This window comes from Prevotella sp. P3-122 (genome assembly GCF_002251365.1).
In the GTDB taxonomy this organism is placed as follows: domain Bacteria; phylum Bacteroidota; class Bacteroidia; order Bacteroidales; family Bacteroidaceae; genus Prevotella.
In genome coordinates this window covers 42330-62019 of record NZ_NPJH01000020.1, presented here as the reverse complement: position 1 = coordinate 62019, position 19690 = coordinate 42330, and the positions used below count along the sequence as shown (strand labels likewise).

Annotated in this window: 24 protein-coding genes, 2 pseudogenes and 1 riboswitch; of the genes and pseudogenes, 5 read left to right on the top strand and 21 right to left on the bottom strand. The window is 40.4% G+C overall.

The window, feature by feature from the left end; genetic code table 11:
• Positions 1 to 167: 167 nt before the first annotated feature.
• The 14 genes and pseudogenes from CIL02_RS03770 to CIL02_RS03720 form a co-directional block, all read right to left on the bottom strand.
• Positions 168 to 518 (bottom strand): hypothetical protein, encoded by a 351-nt coding sequence (locus tag CIL02_RS03770; protein WP_094399202.1) that lies wholly within the window; start codon positions 516 to 518, stop codon positions 168 to 170.
• Between the two features lie 456 nt (positions 519 to 974).
• Positions 975 to 1277: a hypothetical protein gene (locus CIL02_RS15980; protein WP_141210118.1), complete on the bottom strand. Its 303-nt coding sequence runs from the start codon at positions 1275 to 1277 to the stop codon at positions 975 to 977.
• Positions 1278 to 1347: 70 nt separating this feature from the next.
• Positions 1348 to 1578 (bottom strand): DUF2795 domain-containing protein, encoded by a 231-nt coding sequence (locus CIL02_RS03765; protein ID WP_094399200.1) that lies wholly within the window; start codon positions 1576 to 1578, stop codon positions 1348 to 1350.
• 80 nt (positions 1579 to 1658) lie between these two features.
• Complete coding sequence (locus tag CIL02_RS03760; protein WP_094399197.1) at positions 1659 to 2306, bottom strand: NADAR family protein; 648 nt, start codon at positions 2304 to 2306, stop codon at positions 1659 to 1661.
• Positions 2307 to 2613: 307 nt separating this feature from the next.
• Entirely contained in the window at positions 2614 to 3291 is a 678-nt protein-coding gene (locus CIL02_RS03755; protein WP_094399195.1) for a nucleoside 2-deoxyribosyltransferase domain-containing protein, read from the bottom strand.
• Between the two features lie 356 nt (positions 3292 to 3647).
• Positions 3648 to 4208 (bottom strand): hypothetical protein, encoded by a 561-nt coding sequence (locus CIL02_RS03750; protein WP_141210117.1) that lies wholly within the window; start codon positions 4206 to 4208, stop codon positions 3648 to 3650.
• A 190-nt stretch (positions 4209 to 4398) separates the two neighbouring features.
• Positions 4399 to 4839, bottom strand: a complete 441-nt coding sequence (locus CIL02_RS16645) for a hypothetical protein (RefSeq protein ID WP_240513518.1) — start codon at positions 4837 to 4839, stop codon at positions 4399 to 4401.
• 75 nt (positions 4840 to 4914) lie between these two features.
• A pseudogene (locus tag CIL02_RS16640) lies at positions 4915 to 5598 on the bottom strand (TIGR02452 family protein); the annotation flags it as partial.
• Between the two features lie 113 nt (positions 5599 to 5711).
• Positions 5712 to 6317 (bottom strand): NADAR family protein, encoded by a 606-nt coding sequence (locus tag CIL02_RS03740; protein ID WP_094399189.1) that lies wholly within the window; start codon positions 6315 to 6317, stop codon positions 5712 to 5714.
• 5 nt (positions 6318 to 6322) lie between these two features.
• Positions 6323 to 6988, bottom strand: coding sequence for a hypothetical protein (locus CIL02_RS03735; RefSeq protein WP_094399187.1), 666 nt, complete (start codon positions 6986 to 6988; stop codon positions 6323 to 6325).
• A 6-nt stretch (positions 6989 to 6994) separates the two neighbouring features.
• Positions 6995 to 8503 carry a DUF2130 domain-containing protein gene (locus tag CIL02_RS03730; RefSeq protein WP_094399185.1) on the bottom strand — a complete coding sequence of 503 codons (1509 nt, stop codon included), beginning with the start codon at positions 8501 to 8503 and terminating at the stop codon, positions 6995 to 6997.
• Positions 8504 to 8512: 9 nt separating this feature from the next.
• Entirely contained in the window at positions 8513 to 8869 is a 357-nt protein-coding gene (locus CIL02_RS16930) for a 5-fold beta-flower protein (protein WP_371588908.1), read from the bottom strand.
• A 418-nt stretch (positions 8870 to 9287) separates the two neighbouring features.
• Complete coding sequence (locus CIL02_RS03725; protein ID WP_141210116.1) at positions 9288 to 9593, bottom strand: hypothetical protein; 306 nt, start codon at positions 9591 to 9593, stop codon at positions 9288 to 9290.
• Between the two features lie 20 nt (positions 9594 to 9613).
• Positions 9614 to 9928, bottom strand: coding sequence for a hypothetical protein (locus tag CIL02_RS03720; RefSeq protein ID WP_094399181.1), 315 nt, complete (start codon positions 9926 to 9928; stop codon positions 9614 to 9616).
• Between the two features lie 195 nt (positions 9929 to 10123).
• On the opposite strand from CIL02_RS03720, the gene CIL02_RS03715 reads away from it, so the two are divergent.
• The 5 genes from CIL02_RS03715 to CIL02_RS03695 all read left to right on the top strand — a co-directional run bounded on the left by CIL02_RS03715 (position 10124) and on the right by CIL02_RS03695 (position 13287).
• Positions 10124 to 10372, top strand: a complete 249-nt coding sequence (locus CIL02_RS03715; protein ID WP_094399179.1) for a hypothetical protein — start codon at positions 10124 to 10126, stop codon at positions 10370 to 10372.
• An 87-nt stretch (positions 10373 to 10459) separates the two neighbouring features.
• Positions 10460 to 10566: riboswitch (SAM-I-IV-variant riboswitch) on the top strand.
• Entirely contained in the window at positions 10566 to 11630 is a 1065-nt protein-coding gene (locus CIL02_RS03710) for a hypothetical protein (protein ID WP_141210115.1), read from the top strand. Its footprint overlaps the riboswitch before it by 1 nt.
• A 15-nt stretch (positions 11631 to 11645) precedes the next feature.
• Positions 11646 to 11954 carry a hypothetical protein gene (locus CIL02_RS03705; protein WP_094399174.1) on the top strand — a complete coding sequence of 103 codons (309 nt, stop codon included), beginning with the start codon at positions 11646 to 11648 and terminating at the stop codon, positions 11952 to 11954.
• A gap of 24 nt (positions 11955 to 11978) precedes the next feature.
• Positions 11979 to 12590: a DUF4919 domain-containing protein gene (locus CIL02_RS03700; RefSeq protein ID WP_094399172.1), complete on the top strand. Its 612-nt coding sequence runs from the start codon at positions 11979 to 11981 to the stop codon at positions 12588 to 12590.
• The gene (locus tag CIL02_RS03695; RefSeq protein WP_094399170.1) at positions 12571 to 13287 is read left to right on the top strand and encodes a metallophosphoesterase; all 717 of its coding nucleotides are present in this window, start codon (positions 12571 to 12573) and stop codon (positions 13285 to 13287) included. The genes CIL02_RS03700 and CIL02_RS03695 overlap by 20 nt, the downstream gene beginning before the upstream one ends.
• 368 nt (positions 13288 to 13655) lie before the next feature.
• Here CIL02_RS03695 and CIL02_RS03685 read toward each other — a convergent pair whose 3' ends face one another.
• From CIL02_RS03685 to CIL02_RS16635, 7 genes and pseudogenes are all read right to left on the bottom strand, one after another.
• Positions 13656 to 14546, bottom strand: coding sequence for a leucine-rich repeat protein (locus CIL02_RS03685; protein ID WP_094399166.1), 891 nt, complete (start codon positions 14544 to 14546; stop codon positions 13656 to 13658).
• Positions 14547 to 15142: 596 nt separating this feature from the next.
• The gene (locus CIL02_RS03680) at positions 15143 to 15769 is read right to left on the bottom strand and encodes a DNA-processing protein DprA (protein WP_094399164.1); all 627 of its coding nucleotides are present in this window, start codon (positions 15767 to 15769) and stop codon (positions 15143 to 15145) included.
• 565 nt (positions 15770 to 16334) lie between these two features.
• Positions 16335 to 16895, bottom strand: a complete 561-nt coding sequence (locus CIL02_RS03670; RefSeq protein ID WP_094399160.1) for a hypothetical protein — start codon at positions 16893 to 16895, stop codon at positions 16335 to 16337.
• Positions 16896 to 16906: 11 nt separating this feature from the next.
• On the bottom strand, positions 16907 to 17119 hold the full coding sequence (locus CIL02_RS03665; RefSeq protein WP_094399158.1) for a hypothetical protein: 213 nt from the start codon (positions 17117 to 17119) through the stop codon (positions 16907 to 16909).
• Between the two features lie 467 nt (positions 17120 to 17586).
• Complete coding sequence (locus CIL02_RS03655; RefSeq protein ID WP_141210114.1) at positions 17587 to 18909, bottom strand: hypothetical protein; 1323 nt, start codon at positions 18907 to 18909, stop codon at positions 17587 to 17589.
• 83 nt (positions 18910 to 18992) lie between these two features.
• A pseudogene (locus CIL02_RS03650) lies at positions 18993 to 19139 on the bottom strand (RyR domain-containing protein); the annotation flags it as partial.
• 12 nt (positions 19140 to 19151) lie between these two features.
• A complete protein-coding gene (locus CIL02_RS16635) occupies positions 19152 to 19685 on the bottom strand; it encodes a hypothetical protein (protein ID WP_240513514.1) in 534 nt (177 codons plus the stop codon).
• Positions 19686 to 19690: the final 5 nt, after the last annotated feature.

Sequence of the window (19690 nt, the reverse complement as noted above, 5' to 3'; positions counted from 1 at the left end):
AAACCAATTAAGGTTCATCAGAAATATGGAGTGACACCAACAAATAATCTGTGAAGTAAAATCAGTCAAAGTCATGATAATCACTCAAAATGTCGGATGAACCATTTATTTTTTTTGTTAAACAACTAAATAATGTTATATAAACTTAATTGCCTGGGAGTTATAAGTTATTCAGTAAACACTAACTGTCTGTTATAAGTGTTGTTTATTTCCTGCTTCAGACAAGCAACCGTCGTTATCTGGAAACATGCTTCGCCCATAGGTATCTGTATGGTCGGTGTCTTGCCGTTGTCATCGAACGGGATGTCGTCACCATACATTCTACGACAAAAATCGATGATTTCTTCCTTGGTCTCAGCTACTGCAATTGGTGAGCTGATAGCACGGTTAATCATGTTGTCAAGGCATGTGCGTTCCAGGAAATATATGCTCTTTCCTGCAGCCTCGATCAGGCGTATGTTGTCATCTGCAGCACGTCCGGGTGCTTTACGATAGTCATTAAGTACTGTTTTATTCATATTTGAAACATCTTTTAGAATGTCTTATTCAGACTTGAAATCAAAATAAAGGGTTGTGTACATCTAACGAAGCACTGCCTCTGGTAGTCCTTTTACTGATACAGCCTTTCTCTCTGTGAGAGTCATCTCGGAGAGTGTCCTTGTGTAACAGCTCTGAATGCCTTGTTTTTATACCCATTACTGAGGTATGTCGTCAGACAGTGACCGTGATACTGAGGGCTAATGGGTATAGTTCCAACGATTTCGTTAAGCCGGAAGACCAAAGGAAACTTGTTTGCTTTGGCTTGGTGAGAACTGACGACAAGCCGAGAGGAGAGGCTGAGTTTACTCAGACTATCCCGAGGCGCGAAGGAAGAAGACGAAGTCAAATCGCACTTTTAAGAACAAATACTCCTGCTCAGGATAACAACTGAAAGATAGACAGCAACCCAATCGAAATGTTCTATAAAAACAAATCTACACTAATGTAAATGCAGGAGTGCCACACGTAGAGTAACCGTCATAGACCTTGTTGCCATCTATGGTATATGCCGGCGTTCCGCAAGTTGAGTAGCCGCGATACACTCTGTTTCCATCGATGGTGTATGCAGGAGTTCCACAGGTGGAATAACCATCGTAAACTCTGTTGCCATCAATCGTGAAAGCTGGTGTGCCACATGTTGAGTAGCCGCGGTATATTTTGTTACCTTCAATGGTGTATGCAGGAGTGCCACACGTAGAGTAACCTCTGTAAACTGAAATTCTATTACTTCCAAACATAATTAATAAAGGATAAAAAGTTAATAACAGGAGATTAATTCTGAATAATTTCATTCTATTCTTTCTTTAATCAATTCTCGTCTTCTTTCCAGCCGAATTCGTCATCTGTTGTTGGGATGTCTTCCCAAATGTCTTCGATGGAATAGAAGAGATCATCTTCGTATTCTATCTCCTGGAGATTCTCGATTACTACTGATGGAGCACCTGTGCGCTCTGCATAATCGATAAGTTCTGCTTTTGTGGCTCCATTCTCCCATGGAGCATCGTTGAGATAAGTTGAAAGTGCTAATGTCCAAACCATATAAATGAGTTTTAAAGTGATTAAAAGAGAATATAGTAAAGTCCCAATGAGTAAGTTTGGGTCGGAACAGAGAAGTTCGATTAGAACTCAACTCTGTTGCCAAGGATGTAGATGCCGACTTCGTTAAGGAGCTGACGGTTGATGTCAGGTTCGGTGCCTGTGATTAGACAATGGCGGCAGATGGTGAGGATCTTGCCCATGGCATTGCCACCACGGATGATGCCTTCCGAATCGGGATAAGCCGCCCAGACAGGGTCGTTCTTGACCACTTCAACTATGACTGTATCTTCTGGTATACTGCGAAGGAGCATCGCAAACTCTCTGTTTAACAGACACTTCTGCCAAACGCACCAAAGCATCCAGTCATAACGGAAGGAGGTGAAGTCAGTACGGATCTCAGCCTTATACTTAGCCTTCGAGCAACGCTTGGCGTAGACTCCTGAAGCCATCTTACGGATGTACTCCTGGATCTCTACAGAACGCCTGCCTTCGGTGCTCCACTCGCCACAGAGGTAGAGGTGCTCTGTTCCGTACCACTTGACACCCAAAAGGTTAAAGTGGAATCCACCAGCCATATTGCCGAGTCTGCCAGTAGCAACACCTTGGCAAGTATCTTTCGGACCTGAGTAAGTCAAGAGGTTGAGCGACTGAGGGTCAAGAGACTCCTGACGTGAGAGGTTAGCTACTGAGAGTGAATTGTTGTACTGTTTTAATGTAATTCTGTTCATATAGATGAAATGTTAATTGTGTGGCTTGTACTGTCAATATAATTGGGTGGTTGACAGTTAACAAACCAGGATTCACTCTTTTCGATTTTTTTCAATCCGCAAGTGAAATGTTTTTTCGATTCCACTATACAGAAATGGTTGACATGACCCTAACCCAACGAGCCTTAGAAGCTGCATAGGTAAAGTAATTGTTCGCATCAAGATGCTCAATTCTATACCTTCTCGTCCTATACTGCGAAGCAAACGGATAATCTCATCACGATTCTTTCTGTAAGCTCTATGTAGTATTTGTCCTTTCGCATTCTTTTTATTCTATTTTCCCATTTATCAGTTTCATCCACCACGAATCGGGCATCTCACCATCAATCTTTACCTTATCACCAGGAGCAACAACGCGATTCCAACGCTCCATGATAGTCTGGTTCATAGCAAGCATATCCACAAACTCAGGGTGCTTTGCCAATGCTTCCTCGGAGTCAAACAAAGGTGCTTCGAGCGTATGCTCTTGTTGTGGGCGGTCTATCCATCCCTTCAATTCCTCAAGACAACCCTCCATAGAGGTATGTACTTTCTTAATACCATAACGCTTGGCGAGGAACTTCATGTGACGAGTTCCGGCTATTTCTGAGTCGATGCCAAGGATTATCTTTTTGCCACGAGCAATGTTCTCTGCCAATTCCATCTTGGTAGTCTCGGCATAGACACGATGACCAAGCTCTGCCTTAGGATCTTTATTCGGAATCCAGAAGAGAGCAACGTCGCACATGCGCAGACCTTGGGTTTCCCACTGCACCTGATTAGAAGGCTGGTGCATAGTAGTGAAACGAGGACTAAGGAAAGTCACACCGTCCATACCCATCTCGCCCGCAGCCTTCACCAGTTTATTACGCCAACCACGAGGCGAGGCTTTCATAGGCCCTGCAAGGAATACCATCCAGCCTTCCTTCTTTGAAATTTCAGTAGGAGAATTAATAATTTTATTCATAACTTTTAATTTTGATTATATGATGCATTATACTATATTTGTTGACATTTATCCAACCCATAATAAGAAAATCTCCCTATTTTTTTTGTGTTTTATGACTATAAATCGTCTTTACGGGACAATTACTACCATAGAATGCAGCAAAATGAAAGCAAAAAATTACGAGCTTTTAAAAATGGCACTTTTTCAAGTAGACTCATAATTTTAATATAGGTTTCCTTGCATACGCTTATTGTATCTTTGTACGGATCAAAAGGTGAGTGATCGTATGGTGGGAATTTGTCAATTTCAATTAGAATATCAATATCCATATTGCATAATACTTGGTTTTGGCTTTACAGATGAATATGCCATAATCAAACTTCTTTTCTACTTGTTAACACCCACTTCTTACACTTGTTCTCAATCTCAATACGCTCACGCTTGATGATGCGCACATTGGTAGCATCAAATACAGCAATGTTCTTCGGACCATCAGGCTTTGTCATCGCTGTTGGCCATACATTATAGAGTACTCCAAGGCTGTTTAACAGTTCTGCTGCAGCCTTCTCCGAAGCAAAGCCATTCTTCTTTGCTCCAGTAAACGTCATGCCTACCCATTTACGGAACTCCTTGCCCTGCGCCTTCACCTTCTCGGGAGCACTTACCCCAAGCTTTGCCTCCGCCTTATTTATTATAATAGGAGAAACAGGAAGGGCTGATGCGAGGTGATTGCCCTCTGTCAACTCAGGAATCTCAACCGTGTAGAGATAGTGCTCGGGCATTAGCTCCAGGTTACGAGGTTGTGAATAGTGTACTGCCGAAGCTTCTACCTCTGTCAGATAAACTCCAAAACCAAATTTGATGCCGGTTCCTTCTCCTGCACCACTAAGGTCAAACTTGTCAAACAAGAATGGCGAACCATGAAATAGTATCATAATTGTGCTTTCTTTTGGCTCATCCCAAATATGGAGTGATGTCTTATAGATTTTATCCTTAAAAGAGATCCTTATATATCTGTCATAGTCTCCGAATATATCTACACCACTGATAAGGTGAATAATCATGAGCGGCAATGAAGGTAATATACACACACCATGCAGCAATAAGTGGTAATCACTCGAAATGTCAGATGAACCTTTTCTTTTCTATCACATCAACGAATTCTTTTGGCAGTATTATGTTTCTTACACTTATTGCATCTGCAAACAGAGGTGCAATTTCTTCTATGGAGAATCCTGCGCTGCCACAGGCAATTTTTGTCACAAGGAATTCCTTTTCAGGATGAGCTAATGCATAAGAGATAAATTCCTCCACTTTCTCACCAATATAACTGGTGCCTCCTTCCATGGTAGGAATAGCATAGCATTGACCTGTCATGCCTTCACCAACACCATATTCTGCTCCGAATCTTTGGTGGGCTAATCTTGCTGCGCCACCACCATGCTTTCCTTTGATATTACTTCCAAAAACGAACACCTGATTAGGGAGCAGGCTGCTGATGTGATTGTCTGTATATTTGCGGTTGTACTCGCTATTGGGCTTCTTGGCAGAATCGCAGGTATTCATCAGAGCACGCGCAAAGCTGTTATTGCTCAAATCCCCACGATGTGAAAGCGCGTATTCTACAATGGCGAAATTGTAATTCTTAAGTTGTTCGCGGAATACTCGTGCCACGATGTCTGCCGGATTTCTGAACGCGCCACAGCCCCAAGCACCGAGGACAAGAACGTCTGCGTTCGCCAGTACTGCAGCCGCATCAAGAATCTGCTTTATGCGTGAAGTTATCTGAGCTTCATAATCTGATGGCATACGGTTGCCATGCCACAATTCTGGAGCAGCGCAGGTAATGACATCCACCTCGAACCATTCATTCGTCATCTTTGGATATATAGGGTCTGTAAGCTCGTCAGACTTAAAAACGACAACACATGGTGTATAAATCAGGTCATCATTGCCCATATAATTCATTTCGCCTTTCTCATACGCTATGCGATGTCTGTCGTAGAATTCCTCCTTCATAGCCTGCAGGCAAGGATAAAGCGTTGAGCAGCGGCATAATGACTCTTCCTGAGCGCCAGCACTGAATGGAGCACCGCCAATACTATGGTTATTGGCGAAGTTCAACACTGCGACTTTTCTCCCCCTATAGGCCTTTGCGGCTTCAAAGGTTCTCTTGCCTGAGATGACGAACTGAGTTTTATGTTCTTGTATGTTTACATACTCAAGGTCATAACCATGCTTTACAATCTGCTGGTTTTTAATGGAATGCCATATAGCATCTTGAAGTTCGGGATTTGTCTGGCACTGATGTACAGTGTCCATCATAACTTTACGATTAATTTGTGCGTAACTTGCCATAATTTTCGTATATTTGGGTGTTAATTAGTGTAGATATGAAATTTGTCAGACCAATTATGATACCTGTAACAGGTGGTATATTATGATTCCTTTATTATACGTATAAACTCCAGAGCATCTTTTGGCAGGTTGTACTCCAGTTTGCCGTTGTTACGGAGTTCCATGAGCAATCTGCCTGTGAGATTTGAACCTACCCACTTGTCGCCTTCGAGTTTTGCGCTCCAGGTGTCGGCAGGTTTCTTAGGGTTAGCCTGTTGCTCTACAATAATCTTGCCCTTGCTTCGCTCCAGCTCGTTACGGAATGCTTCGCATTGCTCGTACTTCTGCTGCATGGCAAACTTCAAGGCATCAACTATCATGCTGCCCCAATCAGTGCGACGATGATCAGGCTCATAGCTCTTGGCTGTCATCTTTATGAAGTTACTCTTCTTGCCAGGGGCAGTAATACCATTCCAAACCCTCAGGACATACTGAGGATCGTTGAACTTCATCATCTGAAAGATATGTTCGGCACTCTTAAACTTCACACCGTCAATGGTTATAGGAGTAGCAGCCATATTGCCCAGTACTCCCCATTCTTCATGAGTAGAACAAAATACTACGCAATCCTCTGCTGGATAGGACTCCCACTTGTAATACTGAGGATAGAACTCCTCTATCAGATGTCTTACACTTGTTCTTGCCATATATTTTATAAAGCGTCAATATCTATTGTTATTCTCTCGGAATTCTTCTTCTCAATGCAGGTGACCTTATCAGGAGTGTTCTTGCTTTTTGCCTTGAACTCCACCTCTACACGCTCTACCTTTGTGATGTGTATGTCACTGCCATGGAACATTGCGACATTCAGATTCTCTACAGGCATCATTAGACCACGTTGTGGCCATTTGCCTTGTGGCCAGGCAATTCCGATGATGCCATGCTTGTAGAACCAGTCGGCACAAAGTTTCTGTGCTGTTCCCACTTCACTCTTACCCTTTGGCTTTCGACCATATTCTCTAATAAAAAGCATGGTTTCAAGCTCTGTACGAAAATCGTTACCCCATTCTAAGGCAGAGCGATCTTTTATCTGTCCTATTTCTTTTTCTACTAGTGAGGAAACCTGACTTGGCACTGGCTTATGAAGAACAAAGTACTTGGATTCGTTTGTTACTGGGTTAGGAATCTCAACAGAGTACACGTAATGACCGGCAGCTTCACGTCCCGGGCCTTTGCCACTGTAAAGTACTGCTGTGGCAAAAGCTGAGGTTAAATAAGTACCCCATCCGAACTTCGACTTACCTTCACCAGTTCCTATTGTATCTTGTGGGCGAAACTCTTTGAAAAGTTTGGTTGTCCCGTGGAAAACAGTAATCATATATGCTTAATCGTTAATCACTTCTATTTTATTAGCTTTACGAGCTTCATCAAGCTTAGCTCTCATTGTAGGATTCTTGTAGGTAAGCTTACGAATAGTGATATCTTCGAAGTTGTTTTCTGCCTTGTAAAGGTGATCAACCCAAAGGCGTAGATTTTCCTTCATGTTCTGCAGTTGTTTGATTGCCTTGTCTATGTCTTCAAGCGCACTGTTGTATCGGGAGGCAGCATCTTTAACGTGTTTGCCAAATACTCCCTTGAAGTTTTCAAGTCTTTCCTCGAAGTGTGTCACATCAATCTCACGATTCTTTGCATCTGCAAGTTCCTTCTTCACTTTTACGGTGTTTCTGCCTGTCTGAACAAGAAGGGAAATGATGGTCAGGAACTGCTGAGGACGAACGACATACATCTTTTCATAACCTGGTACGGCATAGATGCCATTGTTGTACAGATCATTGTCGAGTTCCAGCAGAGATACCAATACTGCATATTCGCAGTTCTTCTTTGTGCGATCCAAATCCAGTTTCTTAAAGAAATCGGAGTTTTTGTGCTTTGCCTGAGTTTCATCCGCTTCATTCTTCATCTCAAACATGATAGATACTGATTCTATGCCGTCAACGATGTCGCGGAACACAAAGTCACCTTTGGTTCCATCAACAATATCATTATCCTTCCCAAACTCAGCTGTTGGCAGATAAGGATGTACCAAAGTCTCAAATTGGTTGTTGCAATACACTTCCAATGACTCACCAATCATCTTGGTAGACAGTTTCGCCTTGAAGTCCTTGTACTGAGCAATCACTTCGTCCTTCATCTCAAGCTCACGTTTGTGCTGCTCTTCTGTCTGGATAATCTGATTCTTATACTTTTCGTGAATAGCCATCTCGCTGTTCTTTGACTTCTGCTCATTTAGTTCAGCCTCATTCTTCAGACGAGCAATTTCATTTTCCTTTTCACGAAGATTCTCACTGGCCATCTCTTTAGCGTGCTGTAATTCTTGATTTGCTTTGTCCTTTGCAAGCATGAGTTCCTCACGAGCTTTCTGTTTTGCCTCCAAAACAGCCATCTGCTTCTCCGTGTCACTCTTTGAAACTTTTGCAGTTAATTCGGTTATCTCGTTAGTTTTCTTTGCTAACTCGTTGTTCAGGCGCTCCTCCTTTTCTGCGTATGCTTTTGCCATTTGCTGTTCCTTCTGACTCTGTGCCGTCATCAGTTCCTGCACCTTCTTTGATACAGCCAACTCAACCTGAGTGCTCAATGACTTTTCTGCACTCTCCAATTTTTGTTGTAGTGACAGGATAAGGGCTTCCTTTTCTGCCTTCTCCTTTTCACTTGCACGAGACAGTTCTGCCAGGGCAGCTTTTCGTTCTGCTTCCTTGGTTTCCTGCATCTCTGCAATTCTGCGATTCAATTCCTCATTGAAGGAATCGGTACGTACCTGACTGAGAAGTTCTGCATACTCGGATTCATCAACACTGAATACCTGATGGCAATGTGGACATTTTATTTCTTTCATAACTTTGAACTATCTTAAATTGAAAACTCCGTAAAAAAACACCAATGCAACTATGTTGTTCGACACGTCTTTTGATCGACCAATCGTAGAACCTGATCGGTCATAAACTTGTCCATTACTTATGCTGCCTATGTATGAACCGCTTCTGTCATAGTAACGTCCATTATTGCAACAACCTATATAACTACCAGAGCGATCGTTGAATTTGTCATCCTTCATATAGCCTATATAGCTATCATAATGGTTATACCATTTATCTGACTCTATTTTGCCTTCATAAGAGCCAGAACGGTTGTATATTTTCCCAATTTCGTATTTCCCTATCAGTGTACCTGAATGGTCGTAGATTTGCTGACCGTATGCCATTAGAGGAAACACAAGGCTTAAAAGCAGATTTCGGATTCTATTCATAAAGATGTGGCTTGTAATCTAATATGTGAACAATATTAATAAAATTCTTTGAATTTTAAGTCAAAAAGTTATTGCTTAATTGTGTTTTTTTTGATTTTTTATAGAAAAATATCAATTACACATACAATTTGGTCTATCTAATGTAAAACATTGGATTCCTAATGTACGCTCGTGCTTCTTCAATTTTGTCAGTCCGTTCTCCGTTTTTATCCATAAATCCCCATTTGCCATTAAGCATAAATCTAATGAAAGATAGAGAACGTCCAATCTTGTATTGTTCAAATCTCGGAGCTGCGTTAAATTCAGTATCATAGAAACCAAACCTATTACCTGTTCTGGTGATAATGTGATGATAGTCCTCCTTTTCTATGAGTTAATTGTATATTGGTTCTAAAAGATATTTGTCTTCAAATGTGTCATACAATCCATACTTCTCGTTTTCACAAGTAATAACTGCAATGTCGTCTTCTTCAGTATATTCGTGATAGTCTGATTCTGACGCATCCTCCACAAACGGCTTTTCAAACAAATTATACTTACAAAGCAGATGACGATAATACTCCTGTAATTCATTATTTTCTGAAGGATCATGGCACATGTCTAGCTCCATATCTAATATTGTAGCTTCTGTTACCACCTTGCGGTCAATCTGCTTGAAATCATCATTTTCGTTGTTCATATCTAATATGATTATCTTATTCAAATTCCTTTAACATTTCTTTCTTGTAATTTTGCCCATTCGTCTATAGACATACAGCCATGCTTCAACCACATATATAATGATTCTTGCCAATATTTTGCAAATGAAGGCTTTTTCGCCTTATACATAATATCTGCATAGTATATACTATCATAGGCTGCTACTGGGGCTAAAATTGGAATGATTGAGAAATTCAATGGCCATCTCAAATCTTGTTTCTTTTTTGTTAATATCCAACTGCCAATAATCTCAGCGCAGGAAAATATATAAACCACGCCACACAAGGAAATAAAGACATTCAAAATCATACTCATTCTTATTTACTTCTAATTTCCGGCAAAGGTATTGAGAACTTTTCAGCTATAGAAGCCTATTATACGTATAGTGTTATAAGCGTTACAGAACATCATGATGTTTGTTTCGTTATACGTATATAGAGATTGATTTCACCGGCAAAATTTCGTAATTTTGCACTCAAAATAATAACGAACCATCAATTCTGGACTGTTATGAAGTTTGACATTGAAAACGAAATTTGTCTCGGAGTCTCACATTCCGGTGCTGTTAAGACAGAAGGTATAGGCATCCTTGAATTGGATGACAACGAAGTTTCTCTCCTTATTGATATTATTAAGGAAAAGAAAAATTGTGACGTGGATGAACTTGAAATCGAAGAGTCGCATCCTGATCTATATGAGAAACGGCGTCAGGCTTATTATGATATGGCTTACAAAGCAGAAGAACTGCATTGGCTATGATTACTTCATGGCTGTTTCTTCAGTGCTATGTGTGCTTGTCCAAACTGTTCTGGCTTTTTATCTATCATATCCAGATTTATAATTTAATAGCATCATCAAGAGTTCCTGTAAGACGGGATGCCAACCGAGCAAATGCCAATGCTACGGTGGACAAGTTATGATGAGAATGTTTAACATTAAAAATTTTAGAATTATGGCAATAGTTGATTTAGATGCATTATCTACTGAGTTTCCTGACAATCGCATAGTGTTAATTAATGGTTCGGAACTTGTATGTTATCCGAAAGTGGTCCAACCTGAAATCTATAGTGAAGATAATCTTTCACTTGACAAATCCGAAGAATACTTCACAGTAGGCTCAAAGCCTGTAGTAAAGAACGCAGAGACTGGCAAAGATGAAATGAAAGACTTTTTCTATAAGAATGCTTTCCTCTTCTTCCGTAATGCTCATCGCATACTGAATGATAGCCGAATGTTCTTGGCCCCAGTACCAGTACAGAATGGTTTGGCATATACGGGAACGTCAGGTTTTTACTATCCAACACTCGGAGTATATATAGAATGGTGGCTGAACTGTGATGCTAACGTTGCAAAGGACCGGAAGGGTAGGGATGCTCTGACATGCCGAATAGCAGGAAGCCCTCTAAGTGGAAGCAATCATTGTACCTGCGTATATCCTGATGGTAAAATAGGTGACATTTCTCATTCCCCTTTCATTAATGTGTGGAGTACGTTCATGAAGATCAACAAGCGTTACACTAAGGCAAAACAGATGTATGAAGCCTATACTCTTCCTGAGGTGGTTGATCTTTTGCTGGCTGTAGGTCAAAGCCGTGAATCTGAGTTGGAAACGCAGTTGGATATTGCAGAAGGAAACACCAATATACTTAAAAGATTGTATTGCAGTCTTAAGGAACAGTATTACAAGTTACAGAATCAGTATAAAGACCTTGGAATATTGCATTACAAGGAAGAACTGGAAGCGTTTCGTGTCGAGTATCGTACAAGAAAACACAATGCGGAACTTGAGATAGAGTCTCTTGTTGCAGCAAGGGGTGAGTTCAAATCACAGATGAAACAGGGAATCATCAATAATGTTGAATACCAACACGCTATCACTCCTTTGACCAGACGCAGAAAAGCCATAGAGCATGATTTGATTACGTTCAGAGCAGAAAAAGAAGTTGCTCTCGTAAAGAAAGGACATATTACTTATTCACAAATTGATAATTACTTGAATCAAGACGATGAAAAATAGCATGACTGAAGAAGAATGATGGCCGTAAATTGCTCATTCGAGAGACATCGAAAAGCGATGATACGTGCAGGGAGAGATAAAAAGCATGTTGTTGAACAAGCTGGCAAATCCTTGTTTATCCTGGAACGTACCCACAATGACAATATGATAAATCGCTGGATAAGCACTCCGATAGCTGTTTCTGAGTCAAAAGACGAACTTATTGCATTTTGCCATAAGTTGTATGGAGCAGGGGTTGAATTTGATGAGAAGGATCGTTCAAAATCCTTTGAAACCGATATGGGAGAGGCCTATTTTCGTATTGAGATAATAGCATTAGTATAACAATCATAATTATAATAATATACAATGAAAGAATTCAAAAAGGTAGATTACACTAAGTACAAAGACAAATACGACGAGGATGTGAAGCTGAAGCTACATACATCTCCTGCTGATATTGACGTTGAAACTATGCGAGCTTATATCTATGGCTACACTTTTACGGATAAATACGCAGAAGGAATATTGCCAGATGAGCTGAGCATGGACTATTGGGCATATGAAAGCGAGGATGTGGCGGATGAGGAGTACGAAGAATTCAATCTTCAGTCTTTGGAAGATTTTGAAAAGGAAGTTATGGATTCTGTCACCAATGGTACTATAGATATGTATGATGTATCGACGGTACAGGAGAGACGAATCTTGGAAGCCATCGATAGTACAGGTGACGGCAAAACTCCTGAGACTGCTCTTTGTGTTATAGATGTTGGACAGGAGTATGAATATATTAGCAGAGTGTTTCCATATTCAGAATTAAGACAGTTGAAACAAAGCGTTTGTAATGGAATAGACTGTCTGGAATTTGAACCTGCCTATGGTGTGGATAGAATCTATTTTGATATAGGACGACGTTTTGAAGTAGGCTATCCTGGTATTGATGAACATTTAAACTTAAACGATGATGATAATAATCCCTGATATACACGGAAGAAGTTTCTGGAAAGACGCTGTAAAGGGACGTGAGAACGAGAAGATAATTTTTCTTGGTGACTATACTGATCCTTATTCCCATGAGGGTATTGAGTTCTGGGAGGGATTACAATCTCTTCGGGAAGTTATAGAGTTTAAGAAACAACACTTGGATAATGTAGTTTTACTTTTGGGAAATCACGACCTAAGCTACATTAGTAACTACCTTCCACAATGCCGTCATGACGATGATAATCATGACGAAATAAAATCTCTTATCAAAGATAATCTCTGCTTATTTGATATTGTTCATGAAGAAAGGGTAGGGAAGAAACGTGTTGTTTTCTCTCATGCAGGAATAATTCCCGACTGGCTGAAGGAGAACGAAATGATATTCGGTCAGATTAAACGTGGAAATGAAGTCAAACATCTCAATAAGATGTTCCATGAAGATCACATATATGCTGCGTTGGGTGATGTGTCTTGGTATAGGGGCGGTCACCTAACTACAGGATCGTGTGTATGGGCAGATATAGAAGAGTTTATCGATACTCTTCCGAATCATCTGCCTGGATGTTTTCAGGTGTTCGGTCATTCACAGATGCCAGAACCGATGATTACGGATTGGTTTGCTTGTCTAGATTGCCATACAGCATTTATTCTTGATGATAACTTTCAATTTACGCAAATAGGACATGGTCAGTAAGAATTATTATTTCCATGGTTTGAGCGATTCTTACCATGGATTAGCAGAAAGCGTTACAGCCGTTTCATGGGGCGTATTCTTTCGAGTAAGTCCTTAATAGCTATTGATAGAGCTGACTTCAATTGCCTATTTGAAAACTCAAAGTATATCTTCTCACGCAAGTATTCAATTTCTGCTTATGCTCCTGACCGAATGAATTTGCTTGTGTCTGAAGCCAAGAGTGATATACAGAAATTATCATCTGATCGTTGTAAATATCTGCTGTTTTACATCTTTTCTCCAAAATGTAATGAAGTGATGATGGATGAGATGTACGAGATATACAGAGCATGACAAACTCTTCCAATATACTTCCATATTCTTCATCGTCAAACAGATACACTTTGTGTGCATTCTATATTGTAATTCTGCCAGAAAGAATGTTTTTTATAATCGTCCAGCAAGTTCGAAGGTACAATGATTTTGCAATCGCGAGGCACATCGTCAAAATCAACGGAAGCATCAAAAACGTGATTAGTTCTGATGATGATGGTCTTAAGATTAGAACAACCGTAAAGACTGTCTGTTAGTTTTTTTAGTGTAGAAGGCAAGTCAAGATATTCAAGTCCCGTACAATCCATCAGACCTTGTACATCAAACGTTTCAAATCCTTCAGGAAATACCAATCGCCTTATATTGGGGTTATTTGACAAACCATTATCACCCACGACTTTCAACGTACTTGGAAGAATAACCTCCTCCAGTATTTTATTCCACCACATTGCACAAGCGTAAATCCTTTCAACCCCTTCTGGAATAATATAACTGCGACAACGCTTCATTGTACACAATACAGTTTTACCATCACCTGTTAGTATTAAGTTGTTCTGTGTTTTAAGATACAGATTTTTAGGATTAATCAAAAGTGGCACATTACTTTTTTCTCTTCGAAAATGCCAATCTGTTAGATGCTTTAATCCTTTTCCTATATATATGCTTCTTAGTTTGGACATAAATAGGAATTCATCTTCGTCAACATACTCAATACTGTCAGGAATGGAAAGATGCCTAAGGGTTCTTGGATTGTTGAATGCCCCCATTTCTATACTGGTAATTGTATATCTTTTGCCATCAATATCAACACTATTAGGGATTTTGTATCGCTTGCATCTTCCTATGTGCCCCTTGGCAATCCATGCAGTTTTATCATCATCGTCAAGCAGATAGCTCCAATTCTTGAATTTAAACAAACGGCGTTTGTTATATGGCTTACTTTGCATTATTCTTATATCAAATTGAACATTTCTATTACGACATGTATTTTCTGCATCTTTTGTTGGTATGAAAGTCGTTCGTCTGACATAACAGAATTAATAAATTTCTGTCTTCTTGCTCTTCTTTCTACCTCATATGGGGAATTATACTTTGAAATAGGATAATAATTGGTGCAAGATTTGACTGGTGCTCCGTTGTTCAGTCGAGACATTTCATAATCTCCACACTTATCATTCCGCTTAATACATTTCCTGCATCTCTTTTTTTTAGTCAATTTTTCTTCCATATTTAGTGATTAGGATTGTTATCAACAAACTTTGGCTTAACTGATATTGGTATTCTTGGGTGTAAGTTCTGACAGTTCCGTTCCTTTGTAGCAAGAAGTCTGTTCTCTTGCAAAAGAATTTCGTCAAACCACCCTATAGGATCTTTATAGTTCCAATATATCTCAATACCTATGTCATCACCAGCAATAAGATGTGATTGTATCAGGACATGATCTCTTTTTGATTTTACCTTGTATCTAGTTTCATCAAGATGTCCTTTTATATAGGCAATAACACGTCCTATTCAGCACAAGTAACATTCTGAACTGTTCTTGTTAAATGCCTTCTCCGATACCTGAGCTGATGATGAATCTGTTACCAGAATTTTCCTCTGCAACATGCTTAAAGATGGCAGCCTTAACCTTTTTGCCATATTTTTGAGCGAACCTGACGGTATGCATGGTTCCACTATGTTCTGGACATTCTGCCACAATAACATCGGATGAAAGGGCTGCCTGAAGACGGTTACGTGCAACCAATCGTGAAGGATTTGCCTTAGTACCAAGTGGCTGTTCAGACAAAATGAGACCTCCATTGTTTAGGATCTGTCTTTGTAACGGCTCGTTCTCTCTTGGATGTACAAGGTCAAGACCTGTGGCAACAATGGCTATTGTCTTTCCTTTTGCAGCAAGACAACCAAGATGTGCAGAAGCATCACATCCTAAGGCAAGTCCACTGACAACAACAGCACCTTGTTTTCCGTATGCCGCCCCGAGCTCGTATGCCTTAGAGTTACCTGCTCTTGTTGCTTTCCTAGCTCCAATAATAGCCACGTAATTGGTTTCTTTAAGGAGATTCACGTTCCCCATCACGTAGATTTGTGAAGGGCAATCGTCGCCAATGGCTCTGAATGCCTCTGGGAAGAGTTCGTCGTCTTTCTTAATTGTAATAATTGTATTCATATTCAATCTGTTTCTAACTTATTTCTAAAAGTTCATTCTTTAAACGTTTACCAGTTTCTTTGTCAAATACGGCATTGATCTTATAGCGAGTGGGATGAGTATAGCCCCAACAGAAATATTCCTCTACACTATATGAAATGCTATGGAAAGTTTCGCATGTCTTATAAATCTTCAGGGAATCTCTTTGTGATGCTTCACCTTTCCTCACATCGTTTCCACAGCTGCTAAGATCTTTGTCGTATTGAATAGCCGAGCGATATGCATATATGCATATTTCCGATATTGAGTTGCAAAATCTTTTGAATCATATCGCAGCGGTGTTGTCGAATCAGCATAATATGCCCATCTCAAATGGTCGTTTACCACAAGGTCTAACCATTTGTTAATAGAATCACGAACGCATCCATTGCCATTGTACTTCTCAATACTGACATAATAGTGTGCAATGACTCGATTGTAGATAAATCTTTCCTTCACAACTAGTTCTCTTGCGTCTGTAGAACAAGAGAACAAGATCAGAAGAAACACAATGAGCAATGATGCTTTAATTCTTGACTTGGTCATATTAATTGTCTTGATTCTTAGACACATCGAAGTATGTCATTTCTCCATTTTGAATCGAGAACCATACATAATAATTGCCAGAGGGATAGGAGATAGAGATATAAGGATCCATTTCCTTTGAATCTTCATCGTTGAGTTCTATGCATATTTCCTCTTCTGCAATCAATGTGTCCTGTCCGTCTTTCAACGCATCTTTGTAAACATCGTTATTGTGAATAGCTTCGATGATGAACTCAATATTCTGCATAGCCTTTTGATACTCATTGACCTTTTCTGTAAGGAGTGTCTCATTCTTCAGCAACTTTGAACTTACACGAATCTCTGCTTCATTCCAATGAGGAATCTTAATGCGTCCTATCCATTCCTTGCAATCTTTCTCCTTGATGCCTCTCGCCTTCAACTCTCCAAGACCCTCCACGTTTTTTGTGAAGTCTTGGTATTTTCTGCCCAAAGCTTTGTTGAAGAGTCCGGAAACGACTCCGAAAATCATAGCGAAAGGCAAACAGATACATGCAATTCCAATAAAAATCCACTCAATGATTTTTCCAATAAGTTTTGTCATAGTTTCTTAATTTATGAATTAAATCCAACAATAGGTTTACACTTTTTCTTGTCTTCGAGGAGTTCGTTACGGCAATATGTCTCAATGCCCTCAATGTCTGCGAACTCACCCGAGAGGATGAAATCAATGGTACGCTTGCGAGCAATATTCTCAATCTGACCACCTGAGAAATCAAACTTTGAAGCGAGTGTCTGTGCATCATCATTGCTAATATTCTTGAGCATCGAGCTCCATATCTTTCCTTTACATCAGTTGCAGGCTTATGAAATTCTATCTTGAAAAGAAATCTACGCTCAAAGGCAGAGTCGAGATTAGAGGTCAGATTGGTCGTTGCAATGAGTATTCCTTCCAAGTCTTCAATCTCCTGAAGGATAATGTTCTGCATAGCATTGTCCATCTTATCTACAGAGTGCGAGATGTTCTCCGTACGCTTGTTGATTTTTCCTGTTCCTGGACCGCGATAAAACGCAAGCAAAACTTTTACGCATTCCTTGATCTTCAAGGCGCTGCTGAAGAAGATCCATGTCATCCATTGGATTCAAGCGACCTTTTGATAGTTTTTTAGAGATTCTTCTGCTCATTGTTCTTTGTATATTTGACCGTTATAATAAAATTTCTCCGCAAAGGTACGAATAAATACCCATGCGGAGAATTGCCATATACGTATAAGAAAACTATCGAGCGGTCTTCTTTAGATTCCCATCAGATCATTGAACTCATCAATGAGAAACTGCATGTTTTCTGGAATGACAATCTTCTCAGGATGAATCTTTATATCATAGAATGAGTCACCAATCTCATCTTCCCTTGTACTTACAGAACAGAAATATATGGCAGATGACTGTGAATCAAGAATCTCTTCAATACGCTTGGATGACTGAGATTTGCCTTGATTCAGTGGACGGCCACGCGTCTCTCTGACCTTACCAATCCAGTCGCTGAATTCTCTTGCATCATTAGGGAAGATAGCTTCATAAACAGCTTTAAGCCATTTTTCAGACTTGCCCCTCTTGAACTTTGCCTTGCTGCTACAGCCTTTTGAGTTATTGAAGAATTCGTGCAGATACATCTTCTCGCCCATCTTCTGTCTGAGCAATGTGCAAGCATAAAGCATCGTTTGGTCCTTGCTGCCAAAGCAAACCGGGAATACTTCATCATTTACCGTGAATACAAAGCCAAATTCCTTCTTTTCCCTTCCACTCTTAAGCATGGTTTTAACGATAAGCTTTAACTCAACAGAGATTGCAGGCTTTTCTTTTGGTTGAGTACGTCTGCGTTGGTCACGCTTTAGTGATGGAGCGTATTTCTTGTTGTAGTAGCCTTTGGCTATCTCGTCTGATTCTTCTTTGCCAGGAGCGCCTGTCATACTTTCAAGCCATGACCACAGATATTGCGGATTATTGTTCTTGGCAGCTTTCTCAAACTTCTCTGTGAATCCCTTAGGCATTTCCCGAGCATTCCCATCTTTGGTGATGCTTGCTATAGGACGGGTTTCGAGGACCTCTTCACCCAACAGTCTTGCCCATAATCCATGTTTATACCCTCTTAGAGTCATTGCTTCACGGAATGATTGCTGCATTTGACGAACTGCCGTTTGTTTTTCCGGAGATACACCATGCAGTGAATACTCAGTATCTCGCGAAGCCAGTTGCTTGATGTTTTGCTTGCATACCTCCACAATGAATTTCTGAATAGAATATTCCACTTCATCAGCACTCAAGTTGAAGTTTACGTTGTGTACTGCATAGTAGAATGCGTCGGAATTGTCATCGACAAGTCTGACAAACATGTTGTAACGTTTGATGGCATCAGTCAATTCTGAAGACACCTCCTCACTATATTTTCCAACATGCTCGATGGTTTGGAACTTAAAGATACCACGAGTGAATCCCTGGTACTTGTTAAGTTTGTTCAATGCTTCTGCCCTTTCCTTTGAGTCTTTTGAAGAAAGGACAAAGTAAATGACAAGAGGATACAGATTAATCTGCCTTTGTTCGTCTTTTATTATTTTCATAAAATACTTTTTATAGACTATAGGCTGCACCTCGGCATAAGAATACATTCTTCTGCTCTCGGTTTGCACTATAGTTCACAAGCTTATTGTTTTTTCTTTATTTCAAAACCTAACGACATGATTAATTTCAGTGTGTTTGCAGCTGTGTTCCAGTCGTATGCCTTCTCCTCGTCAGAAAGTTCTTCATAGGGAACAAGGCATGGTGTCTTACGCATTTGGTCGTTGCGAACAGGCCCGTAGGTCTATCCTTCGCTCATTCGACCGGCTGACCACACCTCATGTACATTCTTGCTAATGAGCAGCACCAAATCCTTGCTGATCACTCCTTCGTTTACGAGGTCAATGATGTCGTTTGTAGTCAAGAGACCTTTGTAATAGAGGTGGATGGCTGCAACGCTCCAGTCAATGAAAGGGGAGGCGGCACCTAAGGTTGGATGTGGAGTGTCATCTTCCTTCAGTGGCGCACCGAGTGCTCCGTCATCAATATAGACATTGCCATATACCTTGGGTGATGACGTCCATTCCTTTTGGGTCGGGTTCTCATTGATGCCGAAGAGAGGGATGTTGCGTTCTGCGAACCAATCTATAGCAGGTTGCAGAGTGTCCACTCCTTCAGAATCATGGCTTCTCATGGTGTTGAGCAATATGTGGTGACCGTTAGCCACGAGCTTGCGGAGAACTGGCAATGCACCAATATCCTCTCCAACGGCAGGGTAGCGATGTTTCACTACCGTGCCGTCAAAGTCGAGTACTATGTAATAACCGTATTGTGCCATATGCA